Here is a 20813-nt window from a genome sequence, read left to right on the forward strand (position 1 = left end):
TTGTCGCCAATTTGGTTCAACGAGAAAATATTGTGAAAGACACAGAGAACCGCGTCTTGATAATGAAGATTGCCAGCGGGCCGCTAAGTGGCAATGAATTAATACTCAAAGCAGGTAGCCATCGGATAATTATTGCTGCGGAACAAACGTATAAAACTGAAACAGATGACGACGGCTTCACCACCTATTACTTACCTGGTGAACAGGGTAATTACGAACTGGCGATTGTTTGTGATAATGACACGGCTTCAGCACCTGAAACAGAGAGCATTGACCAATGGTATCTCACGCTAAGTGGTGATTGCCCGACTATTAGGCAGCCAATTGTATTTCAGGAGGTAATGCTTGCCGAACACTTTCCTGTGGTGATTAAAATGTTAAACACTCCGTGGAAGGGAACGGAAAGTTTGCCTGTTCCTGCACAAATAACAAAGCTGGAAACAGCAAAGAATCATGTCAGTGCTCCTCTATCAGTGCGCCGTAAATTTAATCCAATTTATATCGCCGGAATAACACTCGCGGCGATAGCCACTTTAATCAGTTGGCAAGTGCTTGACCACAATAACCAAGCACGGAAAGTGAAAACACTGGAAACTCTACTTCAGGGCAGCAGTTCCCCATTGGCGGTCACTACCGGTGAAAATGGTCAGAGCCTGGTATTAGTAACAACACAACGTGATTTAGACTGGAGCACACAACGTTTGCTGCGGGAGCATTACCAAGAACCTGTGGCGGTAAAAAAAATCACCACATTGGAAAAAGAAATAGAAAGTCAGCTTGGCAAACAATTACCTGGGCTATTGAAAGTAGATTTATCACTCCCTTGCCAGCCCGTCACTCGCTGGTTAAAAGGTAACTATCCCGCGCCAGATGATAATCTCGTGAAGCAGACACTGACGCGTTTTCTCGGTTGCCCGGTAGAGAGCCAAATAGAAAGCTACACATCAACCGACCTTTTACACCAGGCGGAGCAAGGTCTGACCAAAAGTAATGTGCCCTGGCGCGTTAATAATAAAAATGGCATCTCTATTTTTATTATTAACGCGAATCTTAATGATGAACAGGCTATCTCATTAATTGATTTTTCTGAACATTTTACCCAGCGATATGGAATAAGTTATATTCAATTCTCCATCTCACTGGCAACCAATCATTTGGCCGGAAAGTCGCTCGTTAATAATCCGAACGGCTATGTTCTGCTGGATAATAATCACTGGTACTTTAACCCAGTGGCATTTTAAACACTCACTATAAATAACAAGGATATATTATATGGCTATACCTGGACTTAACGCCGCCGGTAATTGGGAAACCTCTAAGCTTGAAGGGTTGGATGCTACATCAATTGGAAAATGGGGAATGCAATACCGTACCGGCGCACTACTTAATACGCGAGTTAAAACGCTGGCAGACGAACTAAAAAATATGCTTTCTGATCCAAAGAGTGAACTGGACAATCCTATTGTGCTGGCAAAAATTTCCGCCCTTAATGGCCACTACAATGGGGCACGCCAGGCACAAAGTAATATTATGAAGTCTCTTAAAGACACCTCTCAAGCTATTATTCGTAATATGTGATTTTATTATTACGTAATATTATATCATTGCAATATTACGTAATTATCAAGGATGTCTTATGTCAATGTTTATTAATATCTCCCCCACGATGTTGCCCGTAGCAGAAAATACTTTGCCGGCAATGCCACCAAGCGGCTCTGTAGAAGACCGGGTCAAAAACCTGTTTGCAAATTACAGTGTTAATGCCAGTCAGGAAAAAGCCGCGATTATTAATCAGGTCAATAATGGTGATGCCACTAACCCGGATGAATTATTGCGACTACAGAATCGTATGGGTAACTATAGTCTCAGTATCAATATGATTAGCACGCTCACCCATAAGGGCGTCTCTGCTATCGACTCTGTATTAAAAGCCCAGTAAACCATGAATAAGCTGACGAAATTTCTGCTGATAAGTGCTATTTGGCTGCTGTCTGGTTGTGATAACCAGACTCTGCTCACTGAGCTTAGCCAGCGCCAGAGTAATGAAGTATTGGCAGTCCTACAGGAAAATGGCGTGGAAGGAACACGCCGGGAAAATGGCAAGTTGGGTAATTCCATTAGGGTTGCACGCAGTGATTTTGTTACCGCAGTGGACTTATTACGCTTGTATAACTTGCCCTCCAAAGAGTCGGTGGAAATTATTCAGGCGTTCCCAGGAGATTCATTAGTGGCATCACCGCAGGCCGAACGTTCACGCCTGCTTTCTTTAATTGAACAACGTCTGGAGCAATCGTTGCTGACTATTCCCGGCGTAGTGAACGCCAGAGTACATGTCAGTTATCCTTTAAATAGCAACAACCGAGTTAAACAGCCGCAGCAAGTCTCAAGTCTTGTGACCTATGCCGGGAATGAAGCGCCTAACATGATGATGAGCAAAATTAAGTTATTTCTCACCAACAGTTTTGCAGAAGCCAGCTTTGACAATGTTTCTGTCGTCATCGTCGAACGCCCGCCATTGCAGCGCCAGCTCAGGAATGAGCCGGAGTTCCCTGTCTCACCCGTACTATTGATTGCCATTGCCGCGGCCCTGACGACGGGCGCTGGCGCACTGTTATTACTCTGGCGTCGCAAGCCACAAAACAGGGCCAAAGAGGTGCCATCTGACCGCATGGAGCAAAAATCATGATTGCCAATCCCGGCAAGCTAAGCTTCATTTGCGAGTATGAGATTTTGCTGGCTCCGGGTAGCTACTTTCATGTTGAGCACAGCGGTATTGATTATCCCGCCCTACCTCAGGCACTACAGCAAGCCCATAATCAGCGCTTGCTGAGGCAATATCAGTTGCCTACACCGGATAGCAATACGCTGCCATTACCCAGTTTTATTGCTGAGTATTGGGCCGAATTGCCCAAGGTTGCCTGGGCGCTGGGGGTACTGTTGCACCCGGCACCGCTCCCGTGGTGGGTGGAAACATCTCAATATGCACAGCTTCATCAGCGCACAAACGATAATTTTCGCCAACCGCAGGAGGCCCCATCATCGCCGCAAATACTTCTGGCGACGGGTGCGGCGCAACTACTGGCAGGTCTGGCACCCTTTGGCCGTGTGTATACCGCCCGCGCGAGTTATATGTTCAGTTCCATAACTCGACAATTAATGGAAGCGCCGGTGAAAAATGCCCTCCCGTGGAATGTGATAGAAGGAGCTTGCCGTTATGTCACAACAATCTGAGCCGGATATCCGGCAAACTGCGCAGGAAAAGGTCTTAATTAAACATCAGGCCATGAAAGCGAGCCGCTATCAAAAAGTGTTAATAACCCAGGCCCAAAAAAAAGCCGCAGAGCACTGTCAGTTGGCTCAGCAAGAAGCACAGGAAATACGTCATATTGCTTATCAGCAAGGGTACCAAGATGGGCTACAAAAACTATTAACTGACCTGCTGCATGGGCTGGAATCAAGTCAGCGCCAATATCAAAAAGCGTTGGCCAGCAGTGAAGAACAATTGCAGATTCTGCTAGCGGAGATATTCAGTGACTCTCGGATGTATGAAATTGTCAGTGACCACTTTATCCGACTGCATCCTGAATATCCGCAGACTCAAATACATCTTCCGCCTTCATTATTAAATAAGCTAAAACCTGCTTTGGCGGGAATGCAGCACATCACCATAGTGAGTGGCTCGGAAGAGTGTATTGCGCTGGAGGTGAATAATGAAATTCTTCACTTTTCCCCAGAAAGTGCGGCGCAACGTATATTACCTTCTGTTTTATCTCTACCCGCGCGCTGCACTATTTTGCTGACCAAAAAGACTTTGTACCGAAAATTTTCACAACAATTCAGTCAATCAAAAGAGCCATATGACAATGTCAATATTTCACTCCACATTGAAAACGATAACAACGACCACGGATGCTAAACCCGCGCCTCACGGTCACAATATTCAACAGCAAGTCGCACAGGCATGGCAAAACAATAAAATGGGGAAAAATACACCTACTGGTGAGTCGCCATTACCAACAATGGGGCAATCTGATATCACAGAATTTATTGAAAGCCTGCGTAATGCACAAGACAAGAAAACGCTTTTCGTGCTTCTCAACAACAAACTAAGTAGTTTGCCGTCAAAAGAACGCGAAAAATTTATTACTGGGCTGGTCACAGCAATCAAAGCCTCTGAGTTACCGGAAGATAAAACTTTACTGAAAGAAAAGTTTTATCCGGCTTATTCAATGTATATTGCGACCGGCATTTTCGCTAACCAACTTAATCAAGAGTCTCTCGCTAAAATGGGGCAAATACCTAATGACGATGATGACGAGTCAGATGAGATTTAAATTTATACTGCTATGAAAACTGTTATTTACTATTTATCAATTATGCTTTTTTTAAGCCCTGTTATAGCTCAGGCATCTTGCTTATCAGATGCTGCTAAACGCTGGGATATACCAGAAATCATTCTCGAAGCTATTATCCTCCATGAATCTGGCGGTAAGCCAAATGCACGCAATTTTAATAAGAATGGTAGCTCCGATTATGGCTTAATGCAGATTAACTCTATTCATTTTAATTCACTGAAATCAAAAGGAATTATAGACTATGAACAAAAACTGATGCACCCCTGCACCAATATTGAAGCCGGAGCCTATTTACTGAGCCTGAAGTTTAAAAAATATGGCTACAGTTGGCGCGCTGTCGGGGCTTATCATTCAGAAACCGCCCATTACAGAGATAGCTATGCCAGTAAAATCATGAAGATAGTCAGCGCTGGCCCTGATTTTTCCCATAAGAATGCATCACTATTAACAACCACCCCCGCCTCTTGATATCCAAAAAAGGGGAGCAATCCTCAATCCCGCAGAGAGCACTCTCCAAACGAGTGGAGAGTATTCTCTAATATACCTATATTCCCCCCATCACCGTTGAGAACTACCTGTCGAGGATGTATAAAGCACACCTTGAATCTAATTAGTCGATACAAAAAGCGGGAATATGATGAACAATAATGAATTAACTCCACCAAATATTATTTTATGCCAAGGCGTCATTTTTAATTCGTGGAAGCGAACTCTGACCCAGCAGGAAGCGATTGTACTGTTATCAGAAAGCGAAACCTGTTTATTAAAAATGCTGCTAGCAAAGACATGTAGCAAAAGGGAAGTTATGTATGAAATTTGGGAAAAGCGTGGCGTCATTGTCACTGAGAGCAGTTACTATAAACTTGTCAGACAATTGCGTAGTTCATTTAAGAAAGCCAGACTTGATGAAAGCCTGATTGCGACTTTGCCCAGGATTGGTATTTCATATACGGGCACCAAAAAAACACTTCCTGTCGAATCGGCATCAGTAGCTCCCTTAAAAAATAAAATTGTGCGCAAAAAAAATATCATCGATATAGCCATTACAAGCTGCACATTAGCCATTGCCGCAAGTTGTTCTTATCTTTATATTTTTACCACGGGATAATCAGATGAAATCTTATTTTAATACTCGGAAAAAATTTTACTCGCACTGTTTTATTTTATTTTTAGCCTTATTTTTATCCGGTTGTACTCATCTTGCAGATATAAATGGAAATCATAATGGCGATTATCTTCAAGGAAGTATTCAAAGCAGTCATCGGGAACTACCTGAAAATGCGACAATTACGCTGTCAATCACCCAGCATAAAGCCTCTGGTGGCAAAGAACTCCTCCTTCAGGAATATAGGATTGTGACGCCCCAAAGAAGCCTTACAATTCCTTTTCGCTTGCAGCTGTCGAATGAGTTATCATTATCTTCACAACCTCTTAATATCAGTGTCAGGGTAGAGAAAGAGGGAGAATTGATTATGATGAGTGATAAACTCACACCGTTTCTACATCAGCCAGGTGAAAAGTTAATACTGACAGTGAATGACAGTTAGCGCTTGCCTCACTTGTTCAGAGGCCGTTATGACACAAGCAAAAACGTTAAGAATAGCCATGATCGAAGATGAGCCTTTTAGCCGTCTTGCACTGATGGAGATCTTAAAAAAATATCCTTATCATCATAAAGAGCCACAGCAACAGCTTATTTACAGTGACTTTTCGCTTGAAGTCATCGGCTGTGTCAGCAATACGCCGGAGCTCATCGAGTTACTCAAAAATAATCATGAGATCGAAGTTCTGTTGCTGGATTATTCACTTGCCGCCAGCGAAACAGATATAGATACATCTTTACCTCAGGATGGTGTAGGGCTTATCAAACGCCTTCTTCAATTACATCCTACATTGAAAATTATTGTTCACACCGCCCATAAAAGTCTGGCGGTGGCCCGCCTGGCCTGGCAAGCCGGCGCATGGGGATTTGTACAAAAGAGCAGCGACATTCAGGAGCTATTTTTTGCTATTTCGTATGTCGCCCGTGGCAAGAAATTTTTCCCCATTGAGCTGGCGGCGCTGCCCCAGTCCACACAACAAGATGCACACCATGCTTTAAGCGAGCGTGAAACCGAAGTGCTGAGAATGTTACTCAATGGAATGAAGCAGAACGAAATCAGTGTCCGCCTTAATATCAGTTTTAAAACCGTGTCCAACACTAAAACGCGCGCCTTCAAAAAACTGGGGCTTACATCAAATACTGATTTCTTTAAATATGCCCATGAAATTTCTCTGTAAAACCTATTTGATATTGGCGTTTATCTTACTATTATCTACAGCCAGTTATGCCGCAGACACCATCGTATTTTCGCCAGAAGAGCAGCGCTATATAGAGACTCACCCGGTGGTGCAATACGGTATTTCTCCGCATTTTTATCCTATTGAAACCTTTAATAGCACTGGTGAGCATATTGGGCTGACACGGGATTATATTGATTTGATCGCCGCCGCCACCGGAATAAAATTTCAGCCGATATTTAGCAACAACAGCCGTAGACCTTTTAGCTATCTGGAAACCGGTAAGGTCGCGCTACTCACCAGCACATCCAGTGCATTTGCGCAGGCCAAAGGTCTGGCAAGCAGTGTTCCGATGTTTTCTACCTGGCCCGTCACTGTGACACGCAAAACCACCCGTCATATCACCACCCCAGACGACCTCACTGAGGGATATGTTTCCATCACCGATTATCTGTCGCTGATTGAGTGGTTTACCGGGCAATTTCCAAGTGCTAATTACAAAATAACGAATTCGCCCGAAGAAACTATTGATGAAGTGATACGTGGGCGAGCTAAAGCTGCTGTCGTCCTCTCCCCCACAGCCCTCTATTATATGAATGTCGTCCATCCGGGGCAGTTAAAAATGTCTCATCCCCATAAAGCCAAGATCCCCAGAGTGATGAGTGCGCGACCAGAAGATCATATTTTGATTGATATTATTAACAAAGTGATCACGTCCATTTCTCCCCAGCAGCAAGCCGAACTTATGGCAAAATGGATGATTGGAGATAATAGCCAAGAGTCACGTTATACCGGATGGGGTTGGTACGGCTATGGCCTGGCGGCGGTCTTATTGGGCCTATTGCTCATTGTGTTTTATCGTCACCGGCGTTTAAAAATGGAGTTTATCCGACTGGGCTCAAAAAATAATCTGGAGTTGTCAGTTCTGGCCCATGAGCTCCGCACCCCACTCATTGGTATTCTCACGGCCAGTGAAGGGTTGGTGCGCAAAATATCATCGCCCAGCCAGCGGGAAAGGCTCGCAAATATCATTCATGTGACCCGGGAACTGCTTGATAATCTTGATTTGTCTCTGGATTACGCCAAAATCAATGCCGGTTCGGTACAACAGAATCCCCAGCCGCATTTACTGGCCGAGCTGTGCGATACCACGGTGAAGTTGTTTATCAGTTTTGCCGAAACACACGCCACCACATTGCAGGTCCGCTATCTGTCAAAACAGTGTTTTTTGCCCCACCTGATTGACAGCACACTGCTTTCTCAGGCGCTGAATAATATCGTCAACAATGCCATTAAACACACTCATTCAGGCATGGTATTGATTGAATGCTCATTGTCGCAGGTCGACGGCAAGAAAATGTTCTGTATCGAGGTGCTCGACACTGGCACAGGGATCCCCCACAAGGTGTTGGCGCGGCTTTCAGAACCGTTTTATCAGGGGAAATTATCGGGCGCTGATACCCATAATAATCCCCGCCCCAAGGGCACCGGGCTGGGGCTATTTGTCGCCAAGAAAAATATGCACCTCACCGGTGGGCATTTGACCATCACCAGTCAGCCCGGTGTGGGTTCGCGGCTGCGGCTTTCCTTCCCCTCGATACCCGCCCATTACGCGATTGAAAACCCGCTGCCTGAAGGGGTGCATGTCATACTCTCCGCCGATATTCCCCCCGCGCTTTGTGGCGAAATCGGCCAGATCCTCGAGGGTTGTGAGCTGGCTTATTATTCCTCTGCTGACCCGCTTCCGGCCCCGGCCCGTGGGCCGGCGATTTATCTGCAACTCGATGAGCAGCAAAATCACTGGCAGCTGCGCAATCAGCAAGGTGAATTGGTCGTCGTTCCCCGCCCGGTGTACGCCTCAGCATTTTATCTTGCCCTGAGCAACTTGTGTAATGAGGAGCAAACACTGGAGATTGTCAGTGATATTACCGAGGGATACTCGCCTGATGTCATTACGCAGTCGTATCGTTTGTTAGTGGTGGAGGATGAGCCACTGCTGCTGGAGGTTCAGCATGAATTGTTTAGCAGTATGGGCTTTGAGGTGGATGCCGTGGCCAACACACAGCAGGCTTATCAGAGCTGGTTACAGCACCACCATAGGATTATTGTTACCGACTGCCGGCTTGATGAGAGTGACGGTTTTGAACTGGTGCGCCACTTGCGAAAGTTGATGCAGGACACCCCAGAGCCAATATTGATCATCGGTCAGTCGGCCTCACTGAAAGCAGAAGATGCCCAGCGCGCCCGCGAAGTCGGCATGGATTATCTACTGCAAAAACCCATTGCACGTGAGCAATGGCAGCAGTTGATACATGACTATTTCGCCTAACACACCATTAAAAATAAAAGAATGACTGACTTTGATTCGAAAAATGAAAGCATAGATATTGATTGGGTGGCAGACTTTGATTTTTACACCCAATATAAGGTCACATTATGTGGAGAATTAATTATAGCGTAAGTAGTCATATTGATAAATTCCCTCTTAGTCCTAAAGATATTTCAAAGGCAGAAAGTATACTTTATGAAAAAAAACTTAAAATATATAATATATTGAATAAAAATGATAATTACGATATTGCACATCAGCATAAACTCACAGACAAGAGCACTAAGTCATCATTTTTTTATTCATTCGCAAAGAGTTTGCTAAGCATCACGACTAAGAGATCTAATAGTATAAATATAAAAGAATTAAATAATAAATTAATTAAATACCAATACTACGATAGAAAAATAGCTCTTGGAAATGAAATTTTTGGGAAAAATAAAAGAAAAGAAGAAGCTCTGGGGGAAATGTCTCTAAGACCATTCTTTAATGCACAGGAAATAGCATTTCAGAATATAGGAATACTAAGCAATCACATGAATGCTAATTCTGAATGGTTCTCTCAAGAAGGAATCTTTCGAATATCACCACAATATTCTGATCTAAAAGAAGTTCTTGATATCATAGATAACACTGATGGGGTTAAAGTAAATGAAGAATTGGCGTCTATTAAAAAAAGTAATGCCATTTGTTCAGCACTCAAAAAACAGTTAGGACTCGCATTAACTGACAGCGATAAAATGAAAATTTATGAGTTCGCAAGGGAACATAGCAATGAAAAAAAACATTACTTCATCCCATTCATCCCATCGATAAACAAACTGCCATTACCAATAAAAAAAATCATGCCTTTACTTATTAAAATTATTAGACATGAAGATGAAAATAAAATGAGTGCCTCGAATATAGCTAAAATGATAGCACCATATGTTACACCAACAAGTAAAAAATCAGAACAGGATAAGAAAGCGTTTCTGGTAAAAAATATGCAAATCATCTCATTCATAACTGATTTGATAGATTCTGAGGACTTTATAGATCTGGTAAATTCAAGAGATCCACTGCCCAAAAATCCCTTACAAAAATCTATTCTCTCCAATACATAGTCGCTTTTTACTAGATTAAAAATAACCCTCTAATATTTACATCGTCTTCCTCCTTGCGAGGAAGGCTTTGTCGAATAAATCACATTTTTGGCCGCCATCAGGATCAGATAAATACATTAATGTTAATCCCTATTAATCGATCTCTTTATATTGGCCGGTGTGAGTGTTTTTTATCTCGTGATGGCGATGGTTTTATTCAATTTAGCTAATGCAGCAGTGCCAATGGTTCTGAGGTGTTCGTCATTTTTCCCATGACGAAAGCCAGATTAGCGGCTGCGACCAAAGAAGCGGCATGCGCATCAGTACTCATTTGCTGAGCATTCAACAACCCATTTGCCGCCTCGTTGGCAACCGTTATTGTGCCGACACCATTGCGATAAGACTCCAGCGCGGCGTCATAAGTAATAAATGAGGTTTTCACCAGATTTAATGCCGCTTGATTGGATTCAAGTGCTGATTGCAAGGTATCTGCCGCCACCACAATTTCACGGACAGCCAATTCCTGCGTTTTCTTAAACCCTTCGGCAGCAACCACCGCGCGCGATTCTGCCTCTTTAACTCTGGCCGCCCGTATCCCGCCATCATAAAGAGGAACACTAACACCGACTAAAATACTGGAAGATGAAGTTTGTTGGCTAATACCCGGCAGCCCCTGAATATCAAAGCGCCCATCACCACCCGCAACAGCCCCGGCAAGATAGACTTTCGGCAAGAAATCAGCTTCCGTTGCTTTGACACCCGCCTGGGCCGCTTCAACCGCCGCATAGCTGGCTAGCACATCGGGGCGTTGGGAAAGGGCCAGCCGAATCATATTTTCGGTCGGCGCACTGGCAACATTCGGCAAAACACGATCTTCAGCATACGCGACGTTGATGCCCAATGACGGGGAAACTCCCATCGCCCCCAGTAGGGCCTGATAAGCATCGCGCTCAGTGCCTTTTGTCACCACACGGCGTAGTTCAGATTGCGCAACCTGCTGTCGGGCCAGCGCAACTTCTACTGTCGTCGCAACACCATTTTTTTGACGCGCTTCCGCAGCATCTTGAATTTTCAAACTATTTTTTAGCGTCTGTTCCGCTATCTGCCGCTGAGTTTGTGCTGCTCCATATTGGAAGTAAGTGCGAGTGACATCATAAATGAGCTTCTGGTGCATGCCATTAAAGGTCACATTGGCAGCATAGGAAGTATGTTTAGCCGCATCAAGTAATGCACTACGCTGGCCAAAATCAAAGATAAGCCACTGTAATGCTAAAGCCGGAACTACCGCGCTGCCCGTCGTTTTCAGATCCTTTTCGTTGCCGATAGCATAAGGTAGCGGTGTCGTTGTACTTTGGTAACCCCCAATGACACTCGCTGAAATAATCGGTAGAAATATTGCCTCCCCCATTCCTACGGCCAGAGCGGCCTGCCGCGCCTGCTGCCAGGCAATACGGGTATCTGGATTCTGACTTTGGGCGATATCAATCAGTTCTGGCAATGAATAATCATGCTCACGCTTTATCGTGGGCGGCTGGGCTAATTCCGCCACCAGCGGATTCGGCGGAACAGAGAAATTACCCGCCCCCAAAGAGGCGCCAGCATTCACATTAGGCGTCCAGGGTTCAGTATAAGATGCAGGTGCAAGATCCAAACGGTCTGTGGCACAACCGGCGATCAACATGCTCAAACTTACTGCCGAGCAAGTCAGGCTAATTTTGGCAATCCGGGCCATCAGTACAGCGCGCGTCATCATGTCATCAAATTCCCAGAAGCTCCTCGAGCCGCTTTATACGTTGTTGAATAGTCAAATTAATCGGCGATAATTCTGGCCGTAATGAGTCTCTATTCTGTCCTTTCTCTTCAGATAATGTCATCACCTCGCCACCTGCCGAGAGCCGACGCAGCTGTTCCACATCAGATGCTGATTTTTCAGTGGGTAGAAACAGCACAGGGCACAATTTCCCCATTTCTGCCAATATTGCTTGTAAGCGCATGCACTCTTCACGCGAAGGGCGTAATCGCGCTGGCTCAAAGGGGATCAGCGCCAGCTCTTCTTGTGCATTGGTAATTTCTGCCTCAACAGCGGTTGCTTCTCTTAATGCCGCAGGCCGTGCATCAGGCGATAACGCAGCCAAACTTGTCAGCCCCTTCAATGCATTACTGATATGAATACGCACCGCGTCTGCAATAGCCACCGGCCATATCAGTGTGAAGATTAAATACACCACCAAATTACCCAGCAAAATACCGAGCACCCTATCAAGCGCCACGCCCAAGTCGGTACTCGGTCCAAAGCCTTGCAGCACAGTCAGCAGGAAAGCCAGCCCTATTTGCACACCTGCATAGGCGATACGCTCACTGCCACATGACACCCAAGCGGCCAATAGAATGCAGCCAAACACCAACGCCATCAATTGCCCAATATCACTCAGGTGGGGAATGATAAAGATAATCGACAAGACCCCCATCAATGCCCCAATCAGGCAACCAATGATCCGTAATACCAGCTTATGCACCGTCTCACCGGTCGTCCCCAGTGCCGCAACATAGCAAGTTATCATGGCGGTATGAATATCCTGCCAGTCCAATGCGGTGTAGATCAGATAGCAAATCAGGGCCGCTGCTGTAGTTTTCAGAGCAAAACGCTGATGAACAGGATTTGTCAGTGCATCTGCTGCAAAAAATGAGGATTTCGGGGCATCCAAATCTTGCCCATTATCAGCATTCGCAAGCGCTATTAATGAGTTTTTGATTTCCTCGATTTCATCATCTGCATTCTCAATAGCAAAGTGAGGGGTGTCGGCAAGATGGCCCGTGGCAATCGCCTGCGCTGCATCGCGGCAGTAGGTCGCAAGCTCGAAGCGCGCATTCTCTGGTGAACTCGGAGGTAAAGCCGACGTTGCCAATAGCAACCGGTAAGTACTTTTTACAGCACTTTCAAGCCAAGCCGCTTCGGCTGAAGGCCGCAGATGAAAAATGCGCACAAAAACAGCCCGCTGTTGATGCTCACTCTGCCCTTCTTGCAGCAGTTCCTTTACCTTATTCATAGTGGCCGTATCGGGTTGCTGCAATACCTCGGCAACCGTCGATAATCGCTCAGATAAGCTGTCTCGCAATAACCGCTGTGGCATTCGGCCAAAGAAAAGGTTAAAGCCAATCAGCAATAACATCGGGGAAACGGCCATTAGCCAGGCATATAACAACCCTCGAGTTGCCACCTCGCCCATGGGAATGTCACTGAGCAGTGTCATCACAAAAGCAATAACCAGTGCAATAATACTGCCCACCGGGCCGAGCTTACTGGCCGAGCCGAGGTAGAGAAATAAAAATGAGCTGACAATCAAAGCCGCCATGCGCAATGGCGCGGCTTCTAAAGTGAAGTGGATAAGCAGGAATACCAACCCGACGACCAACGAGACCAATATCGTGATAGCGACGGCCATGACCATGCTCTCTACGCCATCCGGTTTCATCACGAAAATAATGAGATAGCAGCTAATCGCAGATTCCGGGATGCCGTATATCATGGCAATCATAGCCATCAATGCGCAGAGTGCGGCCACCCGCCAGGCCTGAGCCATGCGGCCGGGAAAATAGGCTAAATCTGCTTTTGCCTGGCGGAGTATGCCGCCAAGTGTGCCGTCAGCAACCGTCGTCATTACGCACGATAACCACAGCAGTCGCCCCGACTCGCATCAGGTCCTCCGGCGGTTTTTCCAGACTGATCCTCACCGGGAAGCGCTGAACAACACGCACCCAATTTAATGACTTAGGCACATAAGGCAGGCCACGCGGGATATTCAACATATCTTCAGAACTCACGCCCCAACCAACCCCCTCGACCCGCCCCTGTATCGCGCGCTGTCTGTCCGCCATGACATACACGGTAGCGCAGTCGCCAACCTTGATATTTTTCAACTCGGTTTCGCGGAAAAACGCCGAGGCATGCCAGTGTTCGGTATTGATAAGAGTAAAAATAGCCTGATCCGGGGCAACAAATTCCCCCGCAGAAACGGTCAGCCCTACAACTCGGCCATCATGAGACGCACGTATTTCGGTATTGGCCAGTTCACGTTTGGCAATAGCTAGCGCCGCACGCCGCGCCACCACCAGCGCTTCAGAAGCGGCGGTGGTGCTGACCAAAGCTTCCGCCGCATATGACTGTTTTAAGGCCTGTTTTAGGCTGACTTCGGCATCGTGTTTTGCTGTTGCCGCATCATCAACTTGCTGGGCGGTGACATAGCCTTTCGGGAGCAGCGGTTGTAGCCGAGCCAATGTCTGAGTGGCTAGCTTGAGATTGGCCTGCGCCCGCACAATCTGCTCATTGGTAATCGCCGCATTGGATTGTTCGGCGACCACAGTCCGTTGCTGGGTATCTCTGGCGGCCTCCGCCATGCTCAGCTCAGCCTGTGCTTGTTCGACTTGCAGCCGATAGAGATCCGGCTCGATGGTAAATAGCAGGTCACCGCGCTGAACTTGGCTGTTTTCCGCGACATTAATTGAAATAATACGTCCGGGAACCGAGCTGGCAACATGCACTACACTGGCCCCGATTTCTGCATCCTCAGACAACGGGTTCAGTGTAGTTTGCCGCACTGAAAGCCAACCTGATATCACCGCCGCGACAATGATGATGCCCGCGACAATCAGCGCCAGCTGCCGCTTGCGCCCACTCCCTTTTAGTTTATTCATATGCATTATTCATCGCGTAAACAGTAATAGGGAACAGATGAATGCCACAGCAAGCGCCAGACAGACATACACTAACAGCCGCCATGGCAGCACCTCATCAATACCAACGCGAATAAACATAACGCGAGCAATCACCGCGACGATTATCCCGATAAAAGCGCAAGCCATCCATGAAGGAAAGTAGGAGCCAACCAAGGAAAATGACGGAGCCTCCCCCCCGGAGCAGCCACTCAAGGCGATAGCTGATAACAGAATCCATGGCCCGCGCCATAGAGTCTGTTTGGCGGTATTCAAAAAGCCCCATAAAACCCACTGCTGCTTCCTGAGGGAAGTCATATTATTCATTCAACAGCCTCAATTAACACGTAATACCCCACCAGAAAGTCAGGTTTATTCCCCCAGACAGTGACTAGTGATTGCTTCCCAAGGTATTTTTGAATATTTGCCCATCTTTCATAATTACCCGAAATGCTTTCTCTGGTTGGGCAATGAGTTGGATATCGTCGAGTGGATTTCCCTCGACCAGAATCAAATCAGCCAACGCGCCATTTTCCACCACGCCCAACTTACCGGGATAAGGATTTCTGAGGCCAGAGAAAGCACAAAGCTCAGCATTAACACTGGTCGCCATCTTGAGAATTTCAATTGGTGAATACCAGCGAACCAGCTTGGCTAACTGCGCCCCCTGCCGGGTTGCCAGCCGGGCATCAAACAATGTGTCGGTGCCCCATGCGGTCTTGATATTGTATTTCTTCGCCAACATATATGCCGTATCCGTGCCCGCCACCATTTCGAGCTGTTTGGCACGAGAAGCCGGGGTTGGAGTTGGCACCGCATCTTCATCATCAAGGAAAGGTTGCAAACTCCACCAGATACCTTTTTCGGCCATCAGTTGAACAGTTTTCTCATCCAACAACTGACCATGTTCAATACACTTAACCCCGCCCTTGATAGCCATGGTAACAGCGCGGGGGGTGTAAGCATGAACAGTCACATAAGTGCCCCAATTTTCAGCAGCAGTCACTGCGGCCTGGATTTCTGCTACAGAACCTTCCGTCACATCAATGGAGTCATACATGGAACTGACACCGCCACCGGCCATATATTTGAGTTGCGAAGCGCCTCGCATCAGTTGTTCTCTGGCCCGCAGCAGCACCTGATCAGCACCGTCAGCAATCGCGGTCATCCCCACGCGCTCGGCGTAACTCAAAGGATCGGATGGGGTATGGGGCAACTCGCCCAATAAGCGAAAATCGCCATGTCCCCCGGTTTGAGTGATGAAAGCGCCTGAAGGGTAAATTCGTGGGCCGGTGGCTATTTGTTCATCAATGGCACGTTTTAAGCCAAAAACCGGCCCGCCCATATCACGCACGGTGGTGAAACCGCGCATTAAGGTGGCATCGGCTTCAGCAATAGCCAGTGCCTGGATATAGTTAAAATCTGCCGTCATTGCGGTCATCATCGACGGGCGAGCCATAATGGCGTGCCAGTGTGCGTCAATCAGCCCCGGCATTAATATGCCACCACCGCCGTCAATCAATTCCACATCGGCGGAAATAGGTGTATCCGCCGGTTCTACCGATTTGATCTTATTTCCTTCTACTAATACTCGCAGCCCGTCCCGCAAGTGGTCTGAAACACCATCAAAGACGCGAACATTAATAAAAGCCATTACTTGCACAGCATTGGCTGCAATATCTCTTTTTTGTGGTTTTGCCCCCGGAACCGCCGCGGCAACAGTGGCCGGAGTAATCGGGTTTGATTGGGTCGCTTTCTGGGAGAATACTGTATTGATGCGCACGAATGCCGGGCTATTACAGAGACAACCTTCACCATGAGTATGGGGGAGCTGAATTAATGACATGTGAGACATAAAGTTCTCCTTAATGAACTGTCCCCCAATAAATAATCAGAGGCCCGCTCTCGATCATAGAACAAACTTTCTCATAACAGCTTATTTTTATAACAAAAATTAACCGGGAATAGTGATAGAACTCTTACCCTGACATGAATAATGCCGATATCCGGACTTTTATTGTTTCCCGGATGAGTCGAAATAATCACCTGTATTTCTCATTTTAGGCAAAAATGCAGAGGGCATAAAACCATTTGCTATTATCACCGAGCCTATTAATTCTTATCTTTTTTAGCAAGTATATAATTTTCTCAATGCACCATCCTCGACTACATCAAGCTATGGCAACCTTTAATCATTTATGTCAATATACATATCATATATGTTTCGTATAGGTAGGTTATGGGAATCGTTAAAATCTCTGATTTGATGCATGAAAATCTGCGTATCGCGAGTAATGCCATGAGCCGGTCAATAAACGCGCAGGCCGAGCACTGGCTCAAAATGGGTATGCTCGCTGAGCTTTACCCTCAGTTGAGTCATCATGAACTTACCCGGGTATTGGTTCAGGTGGAATTACAGGGCGGAGCAGACATTGCCAGAATCATCCAGAGTGAAACCCATATGCCGAATAAGGAAGAGAACGCGCAATGACAACAGTAAAAATCCACTCACAAGCAGAAATTGAAATGGCACGCGCCGCCGGCCACGCCGCAGCAAAAGTCCTGGAGATGATAACGCCCCATGTTCAAGCTGGGGTGACAACGGATGAGATTGACCGGTTGTGCCACGACTACATTGTTAACGAACTGAAAGTGATCCCAGCAAATATTGGCTATCACGGCTATACGCGCACAGTTTGCACCTCGGTGAATCATGTGGTCTGCCACGGGATCCCGTCTGATAAAAAACTGAAAAATGGCGATATCGTAAATATTGATGTCGCTGTTATTAAAGATGGCTGGTACGGCGATACCAGCAGAATGTATTTTGTCGGTGAGCCTTCAGTTAGAGCTAAGCGATTGGTGGATATAACTTATTTGTCGATGGTTGCAGGGATTAAGGTCGTCCGCCCAGGGGCAACACTTGGTGATATTGGGGCGGCGATTCAACAGGTAGCAGAGGGCGCTGGGTTTTCCGTTGTGAGGGAATATTGTGGTCACGGCGTGGGGCAGGAATATCATACCGACCCGCAGATTCTGCACTATGGGACGCCGGGAGTGGGCATGCCACTTAAAGCGGGGATGATTTTTACTATTGAGCCAATGATTAATGCAGGTAAAGCCGCCACCAGTGTACTTTCTGATGGTTGGACTGTGGTCACCAAAGACCGCTCCCTTTCCGCCCAGTGGGAACACACCATTGCAGTGACGGAAACAGGTTATGACCTGCTGACACCATGGCCTGAGGGCACAGGGGAGTATCCGGCAATCTAATGCTCATCTTATTCGTGGCGGCCAATTCTGCCACGAATAAGACAAACGTCACCACTCAGTGCCTCAACGGTAATAAACCGCGATATGCTGGTCTTGCACTTTTTCTATCTTGATTTTTATATCAAAAATTTCTTCGAGGATATCCGGTTTCATTATTTCTTCGGGCGCCCCGCGATAAATAACCGCGCCGTCTTTCATGGCAATAATATGGTCCGAATACGCTGAAGCAAAGTTGATATCATGAATAACCAATATAATAGTTTTGTTCAATTCATCAGCAGCACGCCGTAATTGTTTCATCATCGCGACACAATGCTTCATATCCAGGTTATTCAATGGCTCATCTAGCAGGATATATTTCGTATCCTGGCACAGTACCATTGCCACATATGCACGTTGCCGTTGCCCACCAGACAACTCATCAAGATAGCGGTCTTTCAGCGGTACCAGATTGAGGAATTCCATCGCCGCATCAATATACTTGCGATCATCTTCATTCAGCCGCCCTTTCGAATACGGGTAACGCCCAAAGCCAACCAAATCCGATACTGTCAACCGGCTGGTAAAATGGTTTTCTTGCCGTAGGACTGAAAGGATGGTCGCCAACTTATCCCCGGAGGTTTTGGCCACATCCAGCCCATTAAACTGAACGCGCCCGAGATCAGGTGTCAGTAAACGGCTCATAATTGATAATAACGTGGACTTACCCGCGCCATTTGGGCCGATGATTGACGTTATCCCACCAGAAGGAATGCTTTCATTTATATTATTGAGTACCGTTGTATTCTGGTATTTTTTATTAATATCAGTTATTTCAATCACACCGGAGCCTTTTTTATTAAAAGATAAATAAACAGCGCACCACCCACAAACTCAATGACCACGGAGAGCGTTCCCGACATGTTCAGCAAACGCTCAAGGATCAATTGGCCACCGACCAGCGTAATAACCCCAAGCAGAAAGACCCCTGGCAGCAAATATTGGTGCCGGAATGATCCCACCAGCGGATAAGCCAGATTAGCAATAAGCAAACCTAAAAAGGTTAACGGCCCGACAAGTGCCGTCGATATCGCCACCAGTAATGAGACAAGTAGCAGAATAGTGGTAATTTTTTTCTGATAGGCGACGCCCAGATTAATCGCGGTATTTCTCCCCAGAGCAATAACATCCAGGCAATGGCGCATACGCCAAATAGTTATCGCCACGATAATAATTATCCCAGTAGAAAGAGCAATAATCTCCGGCGCAGCTCGGGTAAAGGTGGCGAATACTCTGCCCTGCAAAACAGCAAACTCCCCCGGGGAGAGCAGGCGTTGCATCAAGCTGGATAAACTGCGGAACAGAGTGCCGCACACCAACCCAACCAATAATACCTTGTGCAGGTTTATCCCGACGCCAGTGAGCAACCAGCGATAGAGAAATACCGAAAACAACAGGAGTAAGGCCGACTCACAAAGAAATTTTCCTGTTATTCCTAATACTCTGAATCCATTAGCATCGACAAAAAAGATCAACATCGTTTGGATCAAGATAAACAGTGCTTCAAGCCCCATCACTGATGGCGTCAAAATACGGTTATTCGTCACTGTTTGGAATAATACGGTGGCAATACCTGCAGCAAACGCGACCAATACCATGGTGGCTAAAATAAGGCCGCGATGTACCAAAACATACTGGATATTACCCCTGAGATTAATTGTCATAAAAAGAATAATTGCGCCGAGGGCAATAATGCTCAATAACAATAATCGCTTTGCTGGCGAACTCAACGTTTTGCTTTTCTCTTGGGAAAGAGCGCGTGATGAAGAATATTCATTAACCTGCATGGCGTTTTGTCCTAACAATTAATAATAGGAAAACGAGTGCGCCAATTGCGCCCAAAATAACGCTGGCAGGTATTTCAAACGGGTAACTGACTAACCGACCAATAATGTCACATAACACCACTAAACCACCGCCACACAATGCCACCCAAGGGATAGTTCGGCGCAAGTTATCACCCATCGCCATACTGACAATATTGGGCACAATTAACCCCAGGAAAGGCAGCACGCCAATCACCACCACCACCACGCCGCTGGTGATGGCAATAATAGACATCCCCATCAGCATGACCCGCTGATAATTCAGGCCGACATTGACGGAGAAATCTCGCCCCATTCCGGCGACAGTAAAACGGTCTGCTATCAAGCAGGCAATCAGTGTCAATACGCCCACTATCCACAACAGTTCATAACGGCCTTGCAATACACCCGAGAAATCGCCCGATTCCCAACTGCCCAATGATTGCAGCAGATCAAACTCCATTGCCAGGAAGGTTGTCACTGCGCTAAATACCGCCCCCAGCATAATCCCGGTCAGCGGCACCATCAGCGCCGATTTCATTCTCATTCGTGCCAGCAATAACATGAAAAGCGCAGTGCCCCCCATGGCAAATACGGTGGCCACCAGCATTTTTACCATCACGGGTGCTGCGGGGCTAAACACCATGACCAGCAATAAACCAAGACTGGCCGATTGGGTCGTGCCGGCAATAGAGGGTTCGACAAAGCGGTTTTGGGTGAGCATCTGCATGATAAGACCAGCAACACTCATAGCACTGCCGGCTAAAACCAGTGCCAATGTTCGCGGCACGCGGCTTATCAAAAAGATGTCGCGCATGTCGGGGTCTGACCAAACCTCGGCCAATGTGACATTCCCGGCACCAATAAATAAGCTGCATGTCATAAGGCCCAGTAAAATAACCAGGCCGGCTATAAAGCTAAGATTTTTCATTAGTCA

At 46.6% G+C, this 20813-nt stretch carries 23 protein-coding genes; 15 read left to right on the plus strand and 8 right to left on the minus strand.

The features are described from left to right. Nucleotides 1–32: 32 nt before the first annotated feature. From F0T03_RS17785 to F0T03_RS17845, 13 genes are all read left to right on the plus strand, one after another. The gene (locus F0T03_RS17785) at nucleotides 33–1241 is read left to right on the plus strand and encodes a PrgH/EprH family type III secretion apparatus protein (protein ID WP_246169912.1); all 1209 of its coding nucleotides are present in this window, start codon (nucleotides 33–35) and stop codon (nucleotides 1239–1241) included. Between the two features lie 31 nt (nucleotides 1242–1272). Then, nucleotides 1273–1578 carry an EscF/YscF/HrpA family type III secretion system needle major subunit gene (locus F0T03_RS17790; protein WP_159679834.1) on the plus strand — a complete coding sequence of 102 codons (306 nt, stop codon included), beginning with the start codon at nucleotides 1273–1275 and terminating at the stop codon, nucleotides 1576–1578. Nucleotides 1579–1636: 58 nt separating this feature from the next. Beyond that, nucleotides 1637–1939 carry a type III secretion system inner rod subunit SctI gene (sctI, locus tag F0T03_RS17795; protein ID WP_246169913.1) on the plus strand — a complete coding sequence of 101 codons (303 nt, stop codon included), beginning with the start codon at nucleotides 1637–1639 and terminating at the stop codon, nucleotides 1937–1939. Between the two features lie 3 nt (nucleotides 1940–1942). Continuing rightward, nucleotides 1943–2686, plus strand: a complete 744-nt coding sequence (sctJ, locus tag F0T03_RS17800) for a type III secretion system inner membrane ring lipoprotein SctJ (protein WP_159679836.1) — start codon at nucleotides 1943–1945, stop codon at nucleotides 2684–2686. Next, a complete protein-coding gene (locus F0T03_RS17805; protein ID WP_159679838.1) occupies nucleotides 2683–3231 on the plus strand; it encodes a hypothetical protein in 549 nt (182 codons plus the stop codon). Before sctJ ends, F0T03_RS17805 begins: the two co-directional genes overlap by 4 nt. Next, on the plus strand, nucleotides 3215–3916 hold the full coding sequence (locus tag F0T03_RS17810; protein WP_159679840.1) for a hypothetical protein: 702 nt from the start codon (nucleotides 3215–3217) through the stop codon (nucleotides 3914–3916). The genes F0T03_RS17805 and F0T03_RS17810 overlap by 17 nt, the downstream gene beginning before the upstream one ends. Beyond that, a complete protein-coding gene (locus F0T03_RS17815) occupies nucleotides 3864–4334 on the plus strand; it encodes a hypothetical protein (protein ID WP_167515580.1) in 471 nt (156 codons plus the stop codon). The genes F0T03_RS17810 and F0T03_RS17815 overlap by 53 nt, the downstream gene beginning before the upstream one ends. Nucleotides 4335–4346: 12 nt before the next feature. Further along, nucleotides 4347–4823 (plus strand): lytic transglycosylase domain-containing protein, encoded by a 477-nt coding sequence (locus F0T03_RS17820; protein ID WP_145556368.1) that lies wholly within the window; start codon nucleotides 4347–4349, stop codon nucleotides 4821–4823. A gap of 169 nt (nucleotides 4824–4992) precedes the next feature. Beyond that, complete coding sequence (locus F0T03_RS17825; protein WP_145556378.1) at nucleotides 4993–5463, plus strand: winged helix-turn-helix domain-containing protein; 471 nt, start codon at nucleotides 4993–4995, stop codon at nucleotides 5461–5463. Between the two features lie 4 nt (nucleotides 5464–5467). Next, on the plus strand, nucleotides 5468–5902 hold the full coding sequence (locus tag F0T03_RS17830) for a YbaY family lipoprotein (protein ID WP_145556367.1): 435 nt from the start codon (nucleotides 5468–5470) through the stop codon (nucleotides 5900–5902). A gap of 28 nt (nucleotides 5903–5930) precedes the next feature. Beyond that, complete coding sequence (locus F0T03_RS17835; RefSeq protein ID WP_145556366.1) at nucleotides 5931–6635, plus strand: response regulator transcription factor; 705 nt, start codon at nucleotides 5931–5933, stop codon at nucleotides 6633–6635. Then, on the plus strand, nucleotides 6613–8964 hold the full coding sequence (locus tag F0T03_RS17840; protein ID WP_159679842.1) for an ATP-binding protein: 2352 nt from the start codon (nucleotides 6613–6615) through the stop codon (nucleotides 8962–8964). Before F0T03_RS17835 ends, F0T03_RS17840 begins: the two co-directional genes overlap by 23 nt. Nucleotides 8965–9071: 107 nt before the next feature. After that, a complete protein-coding gene (locus tag F0T03_RS17845) occupies nucleotides 9072–10070 on the plus strand; it encodes a RhoGAP domain-containing protein (RefSeq protein WP_145562296.1) in 999 nt (332 codons plus the stop codon). Nucleotides 10071–10275: 205 nt separating this feature from the next. Here F0T03_RS17845 and F0T03_RS17850 read toward each other — a convergent pair whose 3' ends face one another. The 5 genes from F0T03_RS17850 to F0T03_RS17870 all read right to left on the minus strand — a co-directional run bounded on the left by F0T03_RS17850 (nucleotide 10276) and on the right by F0T03_RS17870 (nucleotide 16614). Continuing rightward, complete coding sequence (locus F0T03_RS17850; RefSeq protein ID WP_159679844.1) at nucleotides 10276–11802, minus strand: TolC family protein; 1527 nt, start codon at nucleotides 11800–11802, stop codon at nucleotides 10276–10278. Nucleotides 11803–11806: 4 nt separating this feature from the next. Continuing rightward, nucleotides 11807–13708: an FUSC family protein gene (locus tag F0T03_RS17855; protein ID WP_162526975.1), complete on the minus strand. Its 1902-nt coding sequence runs from the start codon at nucleotides 13706–13708 to the stop codon at nucleotides 11807–11809. After that, complete coding sequence (gene mdtN, locus F0T03_RS17860; protein ID WP_159679846.1) at nucleotides 13692–14741, minus strand: multidrug transporter subunit MdtN; 1050 nt, start codon at nucleotides 14739–14741, stop codon at nucleotides 13692–13694. Before mdtN ends, F0T03_RS17855 begins: the two co-directional genes overlap by 17 nt. 9 nt (nucleotides 14742–14750) lie before the next feature. Beyond that, on the minus strand, nucleotides 14751–15086 hold the full coding sequence (locus F0T03_RS17865) for a YtcA family lipoprotein (protein ID WP_162526976.1): 336 nt from the start codon (nucleotides 15084–15086) through the stop codon (nucleotides 14751–14753). A gap of 64 nt (nucleotides 15087–15150) precedes the next feature. Beyond that, nucleotides 15151–16614 (minus strand): metal-dependent hydrolase family protein, encoded by a 1464-nt coding sequence (locus F0T03_RS17870; RefSeq protein WP_159679849.1) that lies wholly within the window; start codon nucleotides 16612–16614, stop codon nucleotides 15151–15153. Nucleotides 16615–16998: 384 nt separating this feature from the next. Here F0T03_RS17870 and F0T03_RS17875 point away from each other — a divergent pair, with 384 nt between their 5' ends. After that, complete coding sequence (locus F0T03_RS17875) at nucleotides 16999–17250, plus strand: ParD-like family protein (RefSeq protein WP_145553272.1); 252 nt, start codon at nucleotides 16999–17001, stop codon at nucleotides 17248–17250. Continuing rightward, nucleotides 17247–18032, plus strand: a complete 786-nt coding sequence (gene map, locus F0T03_RS17880; protein ID WP_145562299.1) for a type I methionyl aminopeptidase — start codon at nucleotides 17247–17249, stop codon at nucleotides 18030–18032. The genes F0T03_RS17875 and map overlap by 4 nt, the downstream gene beginning before the upstream one ends. 63 nt (nucleotides 18033–18095) lie before the next feature. Here map and F0T03_RS17885 read toward each other — a convergent pair whose 3' ends face one another. Genes F0T03_RS17885 through F0T03_RS17895 form a run of 3 tightly spaced genes read right to left on the minus strand, consistent with a single transcriptional unit; the run spans nucleotide 18096 to nucleotide 20807 of the window. Further along, complete coding sequence (locus F0T03_RS17885; protein WP_159679852.1) at nucleotides 18096–18854, minus strand: iron ABC transporter ATP-binding protein; 759 nt, start codon at nucleotides 18852–18854, stop codon at nucleotides 18096–18098. Next, the gene (locus F0T03_RS17890) at nucleotides 18851–19858 is read right to left on the minus strand and encodes an iron chelate uptake ABC transporter family permease subunit (RefSeq protein ID WP_159679855.1); all 1008 of its coding nucleotides are present in this window, start codon (nucleotides 19856–19858) and stop codon (nucleotides 18851–18853) included. The genes F0T03_RS17885 and F0T03_RS17890 overlap by 4 nt, the downstream gene beginning before the upstream one ends. Further along, on the minus strand, nucleotides 19848–20807 hold the full coding sequence (locus F0T03_RS17895; RefSeq protein WP_145553281.1) for an ABC transporter permease: 960 nt from the start codon (nucleotides 20805–20807) through the stop codon (nucleotides 19848–19850). Before F0T03_RS17895 ends, F0T03_RS17890 begins: the two co-directional genes overlap by 11 nt. Between the last annotated feature and the right edge of the window lie 6 nt (nucleotides 20808–20813).

Origin of the sequence: Yersinia canariae, assembly GCF_009831415.1 — a bacterium.
Taxonomy (GTDB): Bacteria; Pseudomonadota; Gammaproteobacteria; order Enterobacterales; family Enterobacteriaceae; genus Yersinia; species Yersinia canariae.